General features: G+C 41.9%; 7 protein-coding genes. All 7 read right to left on the reverse strand.

Annotated elements, in window-relative coordinates:
• Positions 1 to 91 precede the first annotated feature (91 nt).
• From ACTJKG_RS10125 to ACTJKG_RS10155, 7 genes are read right to left on the reverse strand one after another with little or no spacing between them, the layout of a single operon-like run.
• The gene (locus ACTJKG_RS10125) at positions 92 to 9,544 is read right to left on the reverse strand and encodes an amino acid adenylation domain-containing protein (protein ID WP_440739117.1); all 9,453 of its coding nucleotides are present in this window, start codon (positions 9,542 to 9,544) and stop codon (positions 92 to 94) included.
• A 37-nt stretch (positions 9,545 to 9,581) separates the two neighbouring features.
• Positions 9,582 to 13,409 (reverse strand): condensation domain-containing protein, encoded by a 3,828-nt coding sequence (locus ACTJKG_RS10130; protein WP_440739118.1) that lies wholly within the window; start codon positions 13,407 to 13,409, stop codon positions 9,582 to 9,584.
• On the reverse strand, positions 13,406 to 14,482 hold the full coding sequence (locus ACTJKG_RS10135) for an HAD-IIIC family phosphatase (protein ID WP_440739119.1): 1,077 nt from the start codon (positions 14,480 to 14,482) through the stop codon (positions 13,406 to 13,408). Before ACTJKG_RS10135 ends, ACTJKG_RS10130 begins: the two co-directional genes overlap by 4 nt.
• 3 nt (positions 14,483 to 14,485) lie before the next feature.
• Entirely contained in the window at positions 14,486 to 15,454 is a 969-nt protein-coding gene (locus tag ACTJKG_RS10140; protein WP_440739120.1) for a 3-oxoacyl-[acyl-carrier-protein] synthase III C-terminal domain-containing protein, read from the reverse strand.
• A gap of 8 nt (positions 15,455 to 15,462) precedes the next feature.
• Positions 15,463 to 16,611: an acyl-CoA dehydrogenase family protein gene (locus tag ACTJKG_RS10145; RefSeq protein ID WP_440739121.1), complete on the reverse strand. Its 1,149-nt coding sequence runs from the start codon at positions 16,609 to 16,611 to the stop codon at positions 15,463 to 15,465.
• 14 nt (positions 16,612 to 16,625) lie between these two features.
• Entirely contained in the window at positions 16,626 to 16,880 is a 255-nt protein-coding gene (locus tag ACTJKG_RS10150; protein ID WP_440739122.1) for an acyl carrier protein, read from the reverse strand.
• Positions 16,881 to 16,902: 22 nt separating this feature from the next.
• Positions 16,903 to 17,748, reverse strand: a complete 846-nt coding sequence (locus ACTJKG_RS10155) for a 3-hydroxyacyl-CoA dehydrogenase family protein (protein ID WP_440739123.1) — start codon at positions 17,746 to 17,748, stop codon at positions 16,903 to 16,905.
• Positions 17,749 to 17,756 lie beyond the last annotated feature (8 nt).

Consider the following 17,756-nt stretch of genomic DNA (forward strand, 5'->3'; position numbering starts at 1 on the left):
TTTGATCTTGCATCACCATGGTTATGTACAAAGGGTTGTAAAGCGACCTGATTATCCCAAACCAGGGAGCAGGCCGCTGTTATTTTTCTGCTCAATATTTATACTCTAACCGAACCAACTGCATTATTTCCTGAAGATGTGCTGCATTGGCAGATACATAGTCGGGGTTCAACATTACAGGGTGCGCTCCTTTACCCTGATAAATTAAATAACCATTATGAGTACTGTCTTCCCAGTTCCTGTTTTTGGAGGCGGTATCAAGCGTTTCCTCACACTTGACCTGATGGATCCGTGTGTTGATCAATCCTTCATCCATTTTATCATTCATGAATTTCGAATAATTAAACATTTTGTCCAGCGCTCTTTCCCGAATCGTTTTAAGATATTCTCCATCTATCCCAAACATCGACAGATCAATATTCTGCAATTGCAGATCGGCTGAACTTTTCAGTTCCTCATCTGTTTTATTATCCGCATCCCATCGTTTATAGCTATCAATTAAAATCAGGTCTGATACTTCCAGTTCTTTTGTTTCCAGGTATTTAGCTACTTCAAAAGCAAAATTACCGCCTACGGAATAACCCAGTAAAACAAAAGGTTGATTGGGCTGCAGTTCATTCATTATTTGAAGATATTGTTCCATTCTGTCGTCGCGTTCTATAAAATGAAAACAGCATAGCGTATAGTCTGGCAGGTAGTCTGCAAGAACAGTATATAAAAAAGAATACCCAATAAATGGCGGGAAGCAAAAGATAATCTGTTGGCATCCAGGGTTTATTACAGAATAAGGCAATTCCTCTTCCATTTTGTCGAGTGCTTCGCTTACCCGGATGTGTTCCGCCAGTTCTTTTACAGAGGCATATTTAAAAGCAGTTGCCAGGGGAAGATCAATATTTAATTCCCGTTTAACCTTGTTTAATACCTGGATCAGTTTAATAGAATTGCCACCCAGTTCAAAAAAATTATCAGATACTCCGATACGATCCACATTTAAAACGTCTTCCCAAATGCTTACCAGGCTTTTTTGAATAGCGCCAATCGCCTCTTCATAGATGCGTACGGGCATAAATTGATTTGGGGCCAATGACTCTAATGCTTTTCTATCTATCTTACCGCTGCTTGTAAGAGGTATAGCAGGCAGATGAATACAAAAGTCGGGTATCATATAATTGGGCAGGTAGTTGGCAAGGAAAGCCTTTAATTCTGCGTTATGATGCTCTTTGTCGGCATTATAGAAAACAACCAGTTGCTTTTCCCTGTTGGCTTCGGTCAAAATAGCGGCTGCCATTTTAACTCCCTCCAATTTGAGTAAGGTATTTTCAATCTCACCTAACTCAACACGATAGCCTCTTAATTTTACCTGGTTATCCATCCGTCCTATATACTCGATACGGCCATCCGGTAACCACCGGCCCAGATCTCCTGTTTTATAAATCCGATCAGCCGAAAACCGCGGATCCCTGAAAAACTTTTCAGCAGTTAGCCCTTCATTATTAAAATAACCCCGCCCAACACCCGGGCCCGAAATGCATATCTCTCCCGGGATATTTATGGGTTGCAGATTGCCATGTGGGCTTAAAATGAGGATCTGTTCGTCGACCAAAGGTTTACCAATGGTGATCCTATCGTTTATTATTTCTGCCGCGGTGCTCCAGATACAGGTTTCTGTAGGACCGTAAACATTGAATATCCGGGTTTTATCAAAGTTTTTCAGCGTTTGGAATAGCTCCATAGGCATAGCCTCGCCGCCAATTAACAAAGTTTTAATGCCCGATATAAATCCAGTCCCGAGGGTATGCTGCAAGAGTAAAAAACGGGAAGGAGTTAATTGTAACACATTTATTTGCTGCTGTTTGATCAGGTGGCCTATCTTTTCAAAATCGTTAACCTCCATATCATCTGCAAGCACCACGCTTACCCCTGCAAGCAAGCTGCATAATATTTCCAGTACAGCAATATCAAAAGTGATATTGGTAACAGCCAGAATTTTATCACCAGGTATTATCCCGAAAACGGGTTCAAGATTTTGTGTAAACGAAACCACATTGCCTTGTTCTATCATCACTCCTTTTGGAGCGCCCGTTGAACCCGAAGTATAGGTTATATAAGCCAGATCCGAAGAGGTGATCGCAACATCGTTGATCTGAAAATGACCTGCCTCTACTTTTTCTTTAAGAGTGTTAAATACGGGTATATCATAATCCGATTGCTGATCAGTAACGATCAAACTGCACTCACTGTTATCAAGGATATAATTGATGCGTTGTTGCGGAAAAAATGGGTCAATTGGAATATAAGCGCCCCCTGCTTTTAGTATGGCCAGCAAGGTTACCGGCAGGTTTAATGTCCGTTGTAACATAACGGCCACTTTGCTGCCTGCTTTTATGGTATAAGTATTTTGCAAATGAGCGGCTAATGCCGAAGCCCGCTGATCCAGTTCTTCAAATGTTAAATGCTCATTAGCTGTTTCTATGGCAATGCGTGTTTTATATCGCAATACCTGATCACTCCACAAGCCATGAATGGTTTGGGGTGTACTTTTACCGGCGATGCCGCCGAATTGGGTTAATACCCGTGTCTCTTGTTGATCAGGCAAACGAATCTGCTGTAAAGGAATTTCCGGGTTTACTAAAACCTGATTTATAATATTGATAAAGTGTACGGCCAATCGCTGTATATGGGCTGCGGTAAACAAGGCGGTATTATAATTAATCAGGAACCGGATATTTTCCTGTAGTTGAATAGTTTCAAATGTAAGATCAAATTTGGCAACGGCAACATTTAACGGATAAGCACTAAACTTTAATTCCTGCTCTTCGGGCTCTGGTTTAGGGCCCATAAATAAAAACATGGTATCAAATAATGGGTTGCGGCTGGTGTCTCTTTTCAATTGAAGAGATTCAACCAGCTCCTCAAATGGATAATCCTGGTTTTCATAGGCAGCCAGCGCATTTTCTTTTACATCGTTAAGGAATGTTTCAAATTTTTTTTCGGCTTCAGGGTAATTTCTGAGTGCCAATGTGTTTACAAACATACCCATCAGTGGTTCCAGATCGGCATGGGTACGACCCGCTACCGGAGAACCAACAATGATATCTTCCTGCGAGGTATATTTTGAAAGCAGAATATTATATACCGCAAGCATAAACATATTAAGGGTAACCTTTTTTTCGCTGATAAAAGCAGATATGCGCCCTACGGTATTGATATCAAGGTCAAACTGATAGTTCCTTCCTTCAAAGGTTTGAACTAATGGACGGGGGAAATCAGCAGGCAGATCCAACTGAGGCAGGGCACCTTCAAATTGCTTCTTCCAGAAATGTTTTTGTTGTTCAATAGCAGCGGTATTAAAAAATGATTGCTGCCAAGCTGCATAGTCTTTATATTGTATAATAAGTTCAGGAAATTGGTGGCCATAATATATCTGCCATAATTCGCTGAAAAAGATATCTAATGAAACCCCATCAGCAATAATATGGTGCATATCAAACATCACCAGATGTCTGTCGTCAGATACTTTAACTACCTGCGCCCGGAATAAGGGAGCCTGGTCAAGCTCAAATTTCCTGATGAAGCTTTTGACCAATTCTTCAGCATCTTCTTCAATACCTTGCATATACTTTAACCGAAAAACAATCTCGTCATGCACAATTTGCACCGGTTCATCATTCACCATACGGAATGAGGTTCTTAAAGTTTCGTGCCTGTTTACTAGGATTTGAAAACTATGTTCCAGTTTTTGCACATTAAGGTCACCCTCAACCCAAAATGCGGCGTACATGTTATAGCTTATTTCAGCTCCCTGAAAATGGCTCATCACAAAGATCCTTTTCTGGGCTGATGAAAGAGGGTAATGTGGCTGTTTGGCTATTGGGTTAATCGAAATGAACCGTAAGCCCGATGCGCTGCTTAGATATCCAGCCAACGTTTTTACTGTGGGGTTATTGAAAACATCTTTTAAGGAAACCTCTATATGAAATGCCTTTTGTATCCGTGAAACCAGTACCAGCGCCTTTAAGGAATGTCCGCCTGATTCAAAGAAATTTTGAGTTATGCCCATTTCATCTACTTCCAGCACATCTTTCCATATCTTCAATAGTGCTTCTTCCATTTCACTTTCGGGGGCAACCATAGCTGCATCTGTAACTGATGCAATTGGCTGTGGCAATGCCTTTTTATCGATTTTGCCGTTATTGGTGAGCGAAAAGCGATCCATTTGGATCAAATAGGCCGGTATCATGAATGAAGGCAACCGGGCTGTTAAAAATGCTTTTAGCTCAACAATATTAATGGATTGGGGGGATGTAAAATAAGCTGCTAAAGCTTGGGTTCCGGACTTACTTTCTATAACAACGGTTACTGCTTCTTTGATGTCCGGGTGATCAAGCAGTATGACTTCTATTTCGCCCGGTTCTATGCGGTAGCCGTTAATTTTCAGCTGTTCATCCTTGCGTCCATAAAAGATCATATTACCATCGGGCTGCCACTTGCCCATATCCCCGGATCTGTATATCCGTTCATTTGAAAGCGAGGCTACGGTACAGAATTTTTGGTCAGTGAGTTCCGGCTGATTCGAATAACCGGTAGCCAGGCCTGCACCAGCAATACATATCTCGCCCATGATGCCCGGTGGGCAAAGCTGGTTGTCATTATCCAGCAGATAGATCCTGGTATTATCAATAGGTTTACCGATAGGTACCGTTGTAAATGGATCTTGCGGATCAAATGGATAGATCATACAGCCCACTGTGGCTTCGGTTGGCCCGTATTCGTTAAAGAGGGTGATTTCACCGCCGAACTTTTGATAGATATCTGCAGATATCCGGCTATCCAGAGTCTCGCCGCCCACTATCAATGCTCTGAGCCTGTTATTAGGTTGCCTGGGAAAAGGTTCTATATTGTTCAGGATATTTAAATGCGCGGGGGTGAGTTTTATAACATCAACCCGGTTATCGGCAATGACCTTTTCAATCAGTAAGCCTTCTTCCCCCCCGTTGTAAATCACAATTTCATTACCGGTGCTCAAGGGCATAAATATCGAGGTTAAGGTAAGATCAAATGAAAGGGAAGTAAACAAAGGCATAGCGCCAGGTTGTCCTTTCAGATAATATGAATTGGCCCAGCTGATATAGTTTACGATGGAACCATGGTCAATCATAACCCCTTTGGGTTTTCCGGTTGATCCAGAGGTGTAGATGATATAGGCATGGTCATTTGCAGAAACCTTAGGCAATTCAGGATTTTTACTGATCAGTTTTGTATTTGGATCTATTATCCTGATTTGTTTTTTTGCGATCAGTGCGGCTACAGGTTCGGTAATATCCGTGGTTTGCAAAAGATAAGCGCAGGCAGTGTCTTCCAGCACAAAAGCTATACGTTCAAGTGGATAGTTGGGATCAACCGGTAAGTACACGCCACCGGCCTTTAATATGGCCAGTAGGTTAATGATCAATTGCTCATTTCGTGTTGCAAGCACGGCAACCACGTCTCCTTTTTGTAAACCGCTGTTTATTAAAATAACGGCCAACTCATTTGATTTTTTATTTAACTCCGTATATGAGGAGGTATAACCATTACAAGAAACGGCGATAGCATCTGGTACTATGGCAGCCTGTTCTTCAAACATTTGATGAATGGTATGGTAGGTAACCGCCTTTTGCGTGTTGTTAATTGCAGATAACAGCTGCTTTTGGTCACTGTTATCCATTAAACAAATGCTGCCAATAGATTTTCCGGGCGACTGGACTGCTTCTGTTAAAATATGAAGATAATGCCTGCCCATTTGTTCGATGGTTGATCTTTTAAACAGGTCTTTGGAAAAGTTAAAAGCCACTATCAATTCGTCACCGGCTTCCTGTACCTCTACGGAAAGATCAAACTTGGCGCCGCTATTATTGATATTTAGGGCCTTTACAATAAATCCGGGCATTTGTAGTTCCTCCAAGCCAATGTTCTGATAGGCAAACAGGGTATCAAAAAGGGGATTTCGGTTAGGCGTTCTTTCTGCCTCAATACTTTCTATTATTTCCTCCAAAGGATATAACTGATTATCCAGGGCCTTAAAAAAGCTGTCTTTAAGCTGAAGCAATAAATCAGCGAATGACCATTCCGGCTCTAACTGGTTTCTTATCGGAAGGGGGTTCACAAACATGCCAATGATGCTATCAAGATCAGGATGTACGCGTCCGGCCACGGGTGTGCCCACTATTATATTCTTTTGTCCGGAATATTTATACAGCAGTATTTTATACGCGGCAAAAGTTAGCAGAAAAAGCGTGCTTGCCTGGTCATTAGCCGTTTTTCGCAAAGTAGATACCTTGGCTTTATCAATAGTAAAGAAAACATTTTCCCCATCAAACGTTGGTTCGTTTGGCCGCGGATAGTCGGAAGGAAATTCGGCAGATTTCTGCTTGTCGGCAAAAGTATTAAGCCAGTAATTTTTTTGCTGTTCAAAGGCCGATGTTTTCCGGTACTGGTCAAGCCAGTAAGCGTAATCTTTATATTGAATTTTTAACGGCGACAACGATTGTCCTCGGTGCACATTAGCAAATTCAGTTAAAAACAAGCCTATGGACATGCCATCGGATATGATATGGTGCATATCCATAAGCAGAACGAACTCGTCAACCGCTTTCTGTATAAAAAATGCCCTTAACAGTGGCGCATGGCTCAAATCAAAGTGACGGATCAGATTGAGTATCTGCCGCTCAGGATTGTTATCAACGGCTTGTATGACTGATAGTTCAAACGGAACTTCTTTGTATATTTCCTGAACAACAGCCCCATCAATAACCGTAAAGCTGGTTCTGAATGCTTCCTGGTGTTCGATGATCTCTTTAAAAACTTTTTCAAGCTTGTTTACATCAACAGTACCCTTAAACTCGAATGCCAGGGGCATATTGTAATTGGTTACTTCTTTATTTAAAAGATAACTCAGGTATAATCTTCTTTGAGCCGATGAGGCAGGATAGCGATCTGACACCGGAGCCTGATGGATCTGAAATTGAACCGATCTTTCTGCTTTTTCAATATATGCGGCGAGGCGTTTGATGGACCCACAGGTAAATATTTGCCTGAAGGGAACTTCTACATGAAACTCCTGCAGAATAATGGAAATAAGCCTGGCCACTTTCAAGGAATGACCACCTAATTCAAAAAAGTTTTCATGCACACCAATTCGGCGAACATTTAACAGTTCTTGCCATATGGATACCAGTTTCTCTTCTGTCTCGTTGGAGGATAAGTCATGGGCCCCAATAACTTTTTCCACACTTTCCGGGCGGGGTAGTTTTCTCCTGTCGGTTTTTCCATTGGCGGTAACGGGAATCTGTTCAATGGCCACAAACCGGGGAGGCACCATATACTCGGGTAACAGTTTTGATAAATAACTTCGAAGTTCGGATGTCGCGACTTCTGATAATGGCACAAAATAGGCGCATAAATATTTGCTTCCCATCTCATCGTCAAAGGCGCATACAACAGCTTCTTTTATTTGGGGATGGTTTACCAGAACAGATTCTATTTCGCCAAGTTCTACCCGATAGCCGCGTATCTTGACCTGGTTATCTTTTCGGCCAATAAAAATGATATTGCCTTCCGGCGTCCATTTAGCTAAATCGCCGGTTTTAAACATTTTTTCGCCCTTGTGAAAAGGATCATCTATAAATTTGAGCGTATTTAATTCACTGTTATTTAGATAACCGTGCGATACGCCATCCCCTGCAACACACACCTCCCCCGGTACCCCTGCCGGAAGGGGTTCAAGGGCATTATTCAATATGTATATCCGGTAATTGGGAATGGGAGTTCCGATAGAAACATTTTCACCTACAGGGATTTGTGGTTTATAATTTAATGCGCTGCAGATAACGGTTGTTTCTGTTGGCCCGTAGGCATTAACAATATCAATGTCCTTTATTAATGTACAGTAATCATAAAGCAAAGTATCCTTAATGGCTTCAACGCCAACAAATAATTTATTGAGTTTAATTGCAGAACCAAAGGGCTTTAAATCACGATGAAGATCTTTTAATAATACAGGAGGTACATAAGCAAACGTAATGTTTTCCTGTACAATAAAAGTGGCCAGTTTGGTGGTATCAAAAAGATATTCCGTATCCAGGATAACCAGTGTTGATCCGCTTGTTAAGGCCATATAGATCTCGCCCACGCTTGCGTCAAAGGCAATATTGGCCAGGGTCAGGCAGCGGTCATTTGTATTAAAGCCGGTGGCATATAAGTTTTTGAATGCCAGCACCAGGTTAACAAAGCCCTTGTGCAAAATAGTAATGCCTTTCGGCCTGCCGGTTGAGCCTGATGTGTAGATGATGTACGCCCGATCGTCGGGCGTATTTTTTATACTAAAATCAGCAACAGCTGTTGAGCCGGCTATATCATCCAACAGAATGATCTTATTTGCATGATCGACAAATAACTGGGGTTTTGAGGCCAGCACGTCTTTGGTGGTCAGGATGGTTTGAGCGGAGCTATCTTTCAAAATATAATCAATGCGTTCATCGGGAATATCTGCATCAATAGGTAAATAAGCAGCACCCGCTTTTAACACACCCAGCATTCCGGTGATCATATGTTCCGACCGGTTGCAGATCAATGCTACTACGTTATTGGTTTGAATGCCGTTGTCCCTTAATAGCTTGGCCAGCTGTAATGACCGTGATTGCAATCCTTGATAGGATATCTCAGTTCCGTTGAACCGAATTGCTGTTTGCTCCGGATTTTGCAATACCTGTTTTTCAAACATTTCTATAACAGACATATCCCTCTCTGCAAATTCGACCTCGGTACTATTGAACGTTTTTAGAATATTTCGCCTTTCATCTGTAGATAAAAGCGGAACTACGGCTATTTCTTCTGTGGGATTGTTGGCTATAAAAAACACAATATGCATCAGATGATTGCCCAGTTGGGAAATAAACCAATCAGCATAATTACCAGTGTATCCGATCTTTATTTCAAATGATTCGCCCGTTTTGTCAATAGCAAAGGAAAGCCTTGATTGTTCTTCAAATTCATTTTTACCGGTAAAAGGGATATAAGTAAATGAACAATTAAACAATGAAGATGTTGAGCCGTTATTGATGCTGAATTTTTCTTTGAACTTTTCAAAGGGATATATTTTATGATGGTTGGCTTCTTTTAGTTCCTTTTGTAAAGTAGAAAGTAAATGCCTGATATCGGCCTTTGCATCAATGTTCGTCTCTAAAAACAACGGGGCTATTATCGCTGACTCACCTGCCAATACAGGCGCCGGGCTTGCTATCAGCACATGTGCAGCATCTGTATATTGATGAATAAGAATATTTAATGCAGCAAGTAAAAACACATAGATTCCGGCATCCTTATCGTTACTTATTTTTTTTAAGATAGCAGCTGTTTCCCCGGGAAGTATGAACGACTGAAAATGTCTGGCCTGAGTGGAGCCAAGCATTGTTGTAGCTGCAATTTCTGAAGGTTCATATCGTCCGGTTTTTTCCAGCCAATAATCAATTGCAATTTTATGTTGGAGGGCGTTATCGTTATTCATTTCGGTAGATGGCGTTAGGGGGCTTTTTTAAATTCATTTAAAAATTGAACGAAATATCCAGATCATCAGGCTCGCTAACCATATCAGCGGCTATTTTAACAGATAGTTCATCAATTGTTTTATCAGGGCCTGCAAAAACACTATGCAATAAGGCGATGAATCTTTCTTTCATCAGCAAAATACTTTCTGCCTCAAACAGCGCAGTGTTATATTCAATTTTTACGGGCCAATTGTCTCTGCTTTCATTGATTTCCATCAGCAGATCAAATTGCGCTATCCCGGTATTGATGGGGTGGTCGGTGATGGTTACCTTATCCAGTCTGATCTCTGGTGAAGCAATATTCTGAAGTACGAACATCACATCGAATAATGAATTTCGTGAAGGGTCTTTTTTCAGGTTCAGTTTCTCAACCAATAAAACAAAAGGATAATCCTGATGCTCATACGCATTTAATGCGCCGGTTTTTACCTCATCCAGAAACTGTACAAATGTTTTTTCTTTGGCCGGGTTATTTCTTAATACCAGGGTATTTACAAACATGCCTACAACATTGTCCAGGCCATTATGTGAGCGGCCGGCAATAGGCGAACCTACCACAATATCTTCCTGATACGTGTATTTATATAGCAGGATATTATAAACCGCCAGTAAAAACATAAATGGCGTTACACCTGCTGCGGACGACATGGTCTGGATGTTTTTTACCTCATCGGCAGAAAGTTCGAAAAGTAATTTATCACCGTTAAAGGATTGGGTAGCTGGCCGGGGTTTGTCGGTTTGTAATTCTAATACTGGCACTCCTGTAGCAAACTGTTGCAGCCAAAACTGCTCATGCTGCCGCATAAAACCGTTTGCAAATAATTCCTGCTGCCATACCACAAAATCCTTGTATTGGATCTTCAATTCCGGGAGTTCCTCATGGTGATAAAGCTTCACCAATTCAGAGGTGATAACGGCGGATGAAACACCATCTGAAATAATGTGATGAATATCCAGCAGCAATAAATACTTGTTGGGTTTAATGGTTAACAGACCGACCCGAAGCAAGGGCGCTTGTGTCAGATCAAATGGTTGAAGAAACGCTTTGAATGCTTCATTCAGATCTCCGCTGCCCGTGACCGTTTGTATAGAGAAGGTAACTTCCTGATGCACCATTTGTACAGGCTGGGCATTTTCCTCGTGAAAGCTGGTTCGCATGCTTTCGTGTCGGCTGATCAATGTACGGAAAGCATTTTCTAATCGATCCACATCAAGTTGGCCTTCGAGCATCAGCGCAGTTGGCAAATTATAGGCCGTTGTATCCTCACTCATCTGGGCTATCAGCCATAAGCGTAGTTGTGCTTCGGATAAAGGATAATAAGCCTGTACAGGGGCGGGTTGTATTTCCTGATAAGACGCCTTTTGCGTACCATTAGCTATGAGCTCTTCTACACCCTTGGCCAGGCTCTTTACAGTAGCAAAAGTGAAAATATCTTTAAATACCAGCTTAATTCCAAACTCTTTTTCAATGATGGAAATAACTTTAGTTGCCATTAAAGAATGGCCACCCAGTTTAAAGAAATCGTCATCCAGGGAAAGCTCTTCCAGTTTTAAGGCATCTATCCAGATAGCTGCAATCCGTTTCTCCATAGCCGACCATCCCTCGTGAATAACAGCCTGATTTTTCTGAATGTTGATGGTGGTTTCAGGTTCTGTTTCAGAAATATGTTTTGGCACATCAAGAGAATCAAAATTTTCCGGTTTTAAAGGTTCTTTTAACCAACACCTTATTTTTTCAAAATGATAATAAGGCAAGGCCACTTTCTTGCTATTTGCTGGAGTGTAACAGGCATTCCAGTTGATAGGGAATTGTAACAAATACAGCGCTTGTATGATTTCGAGCGGGGAGTTTTCCAGATGAATAACGGAGTAAAGAAATTCTTTATCCGGATAATTTAACTGAAGCAAACCTCCCGATAAAGCACCTATTGGACCTAATTCAACAAATGCTACTTTACCGTCCTCTGCCTCCCTTTCAACCAGACTGATGAGTCTTTTATCCATGTCATTGGCCAGCGGTTCATCATCAGTGCATTGTTTGATGGCATCTTCCAGCGATAGTTCATTCAAAATGGTTGCTACTACCAGATCCCCTGTTCCAATGCCTAACAAATTCTCGGTGGTTATTCCCATTTTTTCTAAAAACCGGAACAATGCATATTGAAGTACAAACCGGTTGATAGCAGCATTTGCGACGGTGTAGTGTACTGCACATTCCTTAATGTATCTATTTAATTCGGGATGATTGTTTGACAGGGTTGTTAAAAGCAGATCACTTATGATAGAGTCACCGGAGAATATAAAGATCAATTTTTTTAGCGGTTTCCCTGCGATGATTTCCGGCCGTGTTTTAATTTTTTGGACTAATTCTTCCCGTGAAGAAGCAAGTATAGAAACCCGGTGTTGATAATGTTTGCGCCCCGTATTCAGCGTATAACTGATATCGGCCAATGCCTTATCCTCATTTTGGATCACATATTTTGAAAAGTCATCCAGATAAGCATTTAAACTATTGGCCGACTTTGCCGAGAAATTGAAAAGAAGCTCTCCGGGAAGATTATTTTTTAAATGAATAGCTGGTGCCTCCTCTAACAATACATGACAATTGGTTCCGCTAAGGCCGAAGGAACTTACACCCACTTTTCTCGGAAATGGAGCATCCCAGGTTTTATAGCCGGTATTAATATAGGTAACCGAGTTTTTAAAATCGATAAATGGGTTGGGTTTTTCAAAATGAACCGAGGGATATAGTTCCTGATATTGAAGGGATAATACCGCCTTGATTAAACCAGAAATACCGGCGGCTCCACCGGTATGCCCAATATTGCTTTTAATAGAAGATACTGCACAAAAATGTTTGTTGCCGGTAATGCCTTTGAATGCCTGGTCTATCCCGGCAATTTCAATGGGATCGCCCAATTTGGTACCACTACCATGGGCTTCTATATAGGTGATCGTAGCCGGATCGACCTTGCTCTTTTTCCATGCTTTTTGAATAACCTCGGCCTGGGCCTGGCTGCTGGGAGCAGTCAAACTTCCGGATAGCTGCGCATCCTGGTTCACTGCTGATCCTTTGATAACGGCATAAATAATATCATTATCTATCAGTGCTTTATCCAGCGGTTTTAATAGCACGCAACCTACAGCTTCGCCCGCTCCGGAGCCATCTGCATCAGCCGAAAAGCTCCTGGTTTTACCATCGGCCGACATGATCCCCAGATCAACAGTTCCGTTTTTTTCATCAGGGAATAAAATAAACCGAACACCGCATGCCAAAGCATAATCTGCATCGCCCATAAAAAGCTCATTGCAAGCCATGTGCACAGCCACCAGAGAGGATGAACAGGCCGTATCCACCATGGCAGCACTGCCTCTTAAATTAAAGAAACGGGATATCCTGCCTGCGGTAGTGGCGCTGGTTGTTCCGGTTACCAATGTGGGATCAAAGCGCTCGGCCAGTTGATAATAGTCCTGTACAGTGTCTCCTATGAACACAGCGGTTTCCGAGCCATTAAAAAAGTCAATATCATAACCGGCACTTTCCATGGCTTCATAAACAACCTCCATCAGTATGCGCTGGTGTGGGTCCATATTTTCGGCTTCGCCTTTTGAGATGTTGAAAAATTTATGATCAAATTTGTCTATATCTTCTATAAAGCCAATTCCCATAAACTCTTTGTTTAAGGTGATGGAGGTCGCCGATTTTCTTTCAAAAGAGATCAGCCGTACGCTGTCCTTCCCCTGAATCAGATTTTGCCGAAACTCAGTTAAATTATTGGCTTCCGGAAACCTTCCTGAAATGCCTATGATCGCGATATCTTTCATTTTCCTATGGTAACTTTTGTATACTCGGGGTATGCGATAAAATCAGTTAAAGGATGCACCAACAGCACACCACCATTCTCCAGCTTTCCCGCTTCTGCAAATCCTGCAAACTTGTAGGTAACGTACATCAGCCGGTTCCTGTCGGTTGGTAAAAACTCAGCGTGTAATTTTTTTTCGTTTTCTTTAGCCAGGTTCATGATGTAGTTTAACAATACACCACCTACGCCCCTTGACATTACCCTGCACGACATCAGTAGTAATTTCAACGTCCATATATCATTTTCACAGGCTACCATGGCTACGCCTATTTTGCCGTATGAGCCATATTTGTCTGTCAGTTCGGCCACAAAAAGATGATGATTTGCCGACTTGATCAATTGCTCCAGTTCGTCATAGGTATAGGCATAACCCGTGGCATTTAACTGATTGGTGCGCAGGGTGAGCTCCTCCACTCTCCGCAAGTCGTTTATTGATGCCGGTTGGATCAGAAAATCAAGCTGTAAGGATTCTAAAAACTGCCGATTGTTACCAATCTCCTGCTCTTCCTGGTTACGGATATCATCATCCTGATACATTTTACGACGCAAGGCCGATTCTTCAGTGATAAAACGAGGTTTAAACATCTCAGGAATGTTATCGATTTGATCAATGTCAAGGCAGGTAACCTGATCATAAACAAAGGATACTTCATCTCTTTCAAAAGGCTGGTCGTCTATAAATGCAATGGCATCCATGCCGATGTTCAGCTTTTCTTTTATTTTACCGATCGCATTTGATTTTAAGCCCCAGCCAATTTGCGGATACAAAAAGTACTCCCTGATACCGAAGCTTTCCAGCATATGAATAGCATCCTCAGGGTTGTTTTTACTGGCGATGGAATTGATGATGCCCCAGCTATCCAATGTTTTAATGATATCAACAATGCCCTGGCGCAATTCAAGCCGGTCGCCTTCCAAAAGAATGCCATGCCATATGGTATGGTCAAGATCCCATACCACGCATTTGATCACCTTCTTTTTCGGTGTTTTTTTTAATTCGGCTACTTCGCTTTTCATAATTGTTTTTTCATCCATATTTTAAACCTCCATTAACAAAGTGCTCCATGCGGCTACCGGACTGTTGTTCATGATCAATATCTTTTCCCCTTTTTGAAATATTCCCGATTCCATACCGGTTTGATAGTTCAGAAAAATATCCCCGGCTCCCAGGTGCCCATACTGGGTAAGATTCATAGCGCATATCGGGGAAATCCGGATATCAAAGGCCGATTGATAATATTCATATGCTCTTGATGAGATATTCTGTAACATAAAATGGCTGATGTCCTGTACCGAAAGTCCGTTGCGTTTTAAGATAGAATCGTTGATCTCCTTGAAGCGATTTTTACTTTCAATGGCCAGTTCAAAGCCATACTTTCTGATATCGCTGCACTCTTCTTTATATTGATCAAAGCTTTTACCACGATATTCCAGTTTAAACAGGTCCCAGTAATGCCCGTTTGTCTCTATATGCAGGTCTGTGATCTGGTGGTCATCTGTTCTGGAAATCAATGCTGCTACGCCACCGTCGCCCATAATGGTAACCGGGTAACGAAAACGGTAATTGGAAAATAACTTATTGCCATAACAGATCAGCACATTTGTGGCTTTACGGTTGGCAATCAAAAAATCTTTAGCAAGTTTTAAGGCCATCGAGCTATCTGCGCAACCCAGGTTGGATATGGCAAAGCTAAGTGCCTTATGTGCTTTGATATCATATTGTAAACGGGTTGCTTCTGAGCTGATAAAATGCTCGGGCATCCGGCTTTGTAAATAAATGATCAGGTCAATAGATGAGGCTTCTGTTCCGGTTTCCTGTAAGAGTTTTTCGCAGGCGCCTTTGGCTAATTCATAGCTGGTAATATCCCCGGAATCATAAATAGTATTTATGCCGCAGGTGTTAAAATAAGCCAACTCACTCTCGCTCAGTGATTCCTTTTCCTGTAGCGTATTGATGGGCAACGGAGTGCCGGGTGTATATGTTTTGATAGATTGAATGCCTGTCATGCTGTTGATTATAAAATGGAGCTTAAACTTGCTATGCCATGATCGGCAATGAGTATCTGTTGAATCTCTGTTGAGCCTTCAATAATTTCCATAATGCGGGCATCACGGAAATAGCGCTGGATAGAAAGACTGTCATGACACCCTATGGCACCATGTAACTGTACCGCGTCTGCTGCAATAGTATTAGCTATTCGTGATGCATAATATTTAGCTACATTGGTTTGTATAATGCTATCCGGATCTTTTTTATCACGCAGATAACCGGCATTGCGGCACAAAAGACTGGCTGCTTTTACTTCGATTATCATATTGGTGATTTTTTGCTTAATGAGTTGATGATCTTTCAAAAGGTGACCAAACTGGCTTCGTGTTTTAGTGTAATGGATACTGTCTTCGAGACAAGCCCTGGCTATACCTAATGAGCCGCAAGCCACACTATACCGCCCGTTATCCAAAGCGGTACTTACTATTTGCTGTAATCCCCAACCAATTTTGCCCAATATGTTTTCGGCAGGCACCTCGCAGTTTTTTAAGTATATTTCACCTAACATCGAAGCCCGGGTTCCTAAAATTCCATCCAAGGGCTTTATGGTTAGGCCGGGCGTATCACGGTCTACTACGAATGCGGTTATGCCATTTATCCCTTGTGCAATGATCACAAACAAATCTGCTATCTGCGAAAAGGTGATCCATTTTTTATGACCGTTCAATACATAGCCCGAACCTTGCTCCTGGTATGCTGTTTTGATGCTTGCCGCATCGCTGCCTGCTTCAGGTTCTGACAGGCCGAAAGCCGCCAGTTTTGTGCCGCTGGCAAGCAAGGGTAACCATTTTTCTTTTTGTGCTTTTGTTCCCCAGCGAAGTATGGTTTCGGCGGTGAGCGAGGAGTGTACGGTTATTAAACTCCGTGTTGATGAACAGGCCCGGCCTATTTCTTCATTCAGAATGCCATAGCTGATCTGATCTATCCCCCGCCCACCGAATTGCGCCGGGATGGTAGCTCCGAGATAACCGCTTGCGCCAAGTTTTTGAATAAGCTCCTGGGGAATAAAACCCTGCTTATCATATTCATTAGCCTGATGGAGCAATTCCTTATCCACAAAGGCTTTAAATTCAGCTTTTAGTTCTTTTTGTATGGCGGTTAGTTCCAGATCCATGAGTCAGGATATTATTAGTTTTTCTTTTTTTGAATAAACTGTTCCAGGTTATTCAATGTGCTGAAGTTGTTCAGGTTTAGGTCTTCATTTTCAACGGTTATGTTGAATGTGTTTTCCAGAAACACCACCAGTTCAAGAGCGAACAGCGAGTTGACAAGGCCAAGTTTAAAAATGTCGTCCTCGTTGGTAAAACTTACTTCAGAGCCTATCCTTTTTTGAAGAAAATCCCTGATCGTTGATTTGGTGTTTGTTTGGGCTGATGATGTCATTTTTTAGATTTTTTGGATGTATTTAGTTGTATTTATAAAAGCCTTCGCCACTTTTTCTGCCATGCAAGCCGGCATCGACCATTTTGGTAAGTAGGGGTGCCGGTCGGAATTTGGTATCGTTATAACTGCTTAACAATACATGAAGGGTATACAGAATAGTATCCAGCCCGATCAGGTCGGCTGTTTCCAGCGGTCCCATTTTATGACCAAAGCATTCCCTGAATATCTTGTCGATGTCTGCTGCTCCCGCTACGCCATCCTGTAAGGCAAAAACAGCTTCATTTACGGTGAGCATCAGCACCCGGTTGGAAATAAATCCCGGCATATCATTTACTACAACGCCGGTCATATTAACGGCTTGTAAAAGCTCTTGCGTGGCATCAATGGTTTCAGAAGTAGTGTGATATCCTTTAATCACTTCAACGGTGGGCTTTAGATGCACCGGATTCATAAAATGAATACCCATTACATTTTGCGGATGCTTTAAAAAGGAGGCCAACCGAGTTATAGACACCGCCGACGTATTTACAGCCAACAAAGCATGATCGGCTATATGCGCCTTTATTTTCTGGTACAGCGTTTCTTTGAGCGTTATATTTTCGGTAATGTTTTCAATAATGAAATCTGCTGTGGAAAGGGTAGAGAGATCTGATGTAAAAGTTATCTTATCCAACACATTGACATTGCTTGTTGATTTGTGCAACATTTTGTCAAGGCGTTCAATATTCCGGATGTTTTTTCTGGCATTTTCCAGGGCGCTGTCGGCAATATCAATCAGTGTAATGTTATAGTTATACTTTGCAAATTGATAGGATACGCCCTGTCCCATTACGCCGGCACCTATTATCGCGATGTTTTTGATGATCATTATTGATT

Source organism: Mucilaginibacter sp. 22184, assembly GCF_052045695.1.
Classification (GTDB): Bacteria; Bacteroidota; Bacteroidia; order Sphingobacteriales; family Sphingobacteriaceae; genus Mucilaginibacter.

Coding starts and splice junctions, on each gene's coding strand:
- ACTJKG_RS10150 (WP_440739122.1), bottom strand. CDS start 16,880: ATGACATCATCAGCCCAAACAAACACCAAATCAACGATCAGGGATTTT.
- ACTJKG_RS10155 (WP_440739123.1), bottom strand. CDS start 17,748: ATGATCATCAAAAACATCGCGATAATAGGTGCCGGCGTAATGGGACAG.
- ACTJKG_RS10145 (WP_440739121.1), bottom strand. CDS start 16,611: ATGGATCTGGAACTAACCGCCATACAAAAAGAACTAAAAGCTGAATTT.
- ACTJKG_RS10135 (WP_440739119.1), bottom strand. CDS start 14,482: ATGGATGAAAAAACAATTATGAAAAGCGAAGTAGCCGAATTAAAAAAA.
- ACTJKG_RS10130 (WP_440739118.1), bottom strand. CDS start 13,409: ATGAAAGATATCGCGATCATAGGCATTTCAGGAAGGTTTCCGGAAGCC.
- ACTJKG_RS10125 (WP_440739117.1), bottom strand. CDS start 9,544: ATGAATAACGATAACGCCCTCCAACATAAAATTGCAATTGATTATTGG.
- ACTJKG_RS10140 (WP_440739120.1), bottom strand. CDS start 15,454: ATGACAGGCATTCAATCTATCAAAACATATACACCCGGCACTCCGTTG.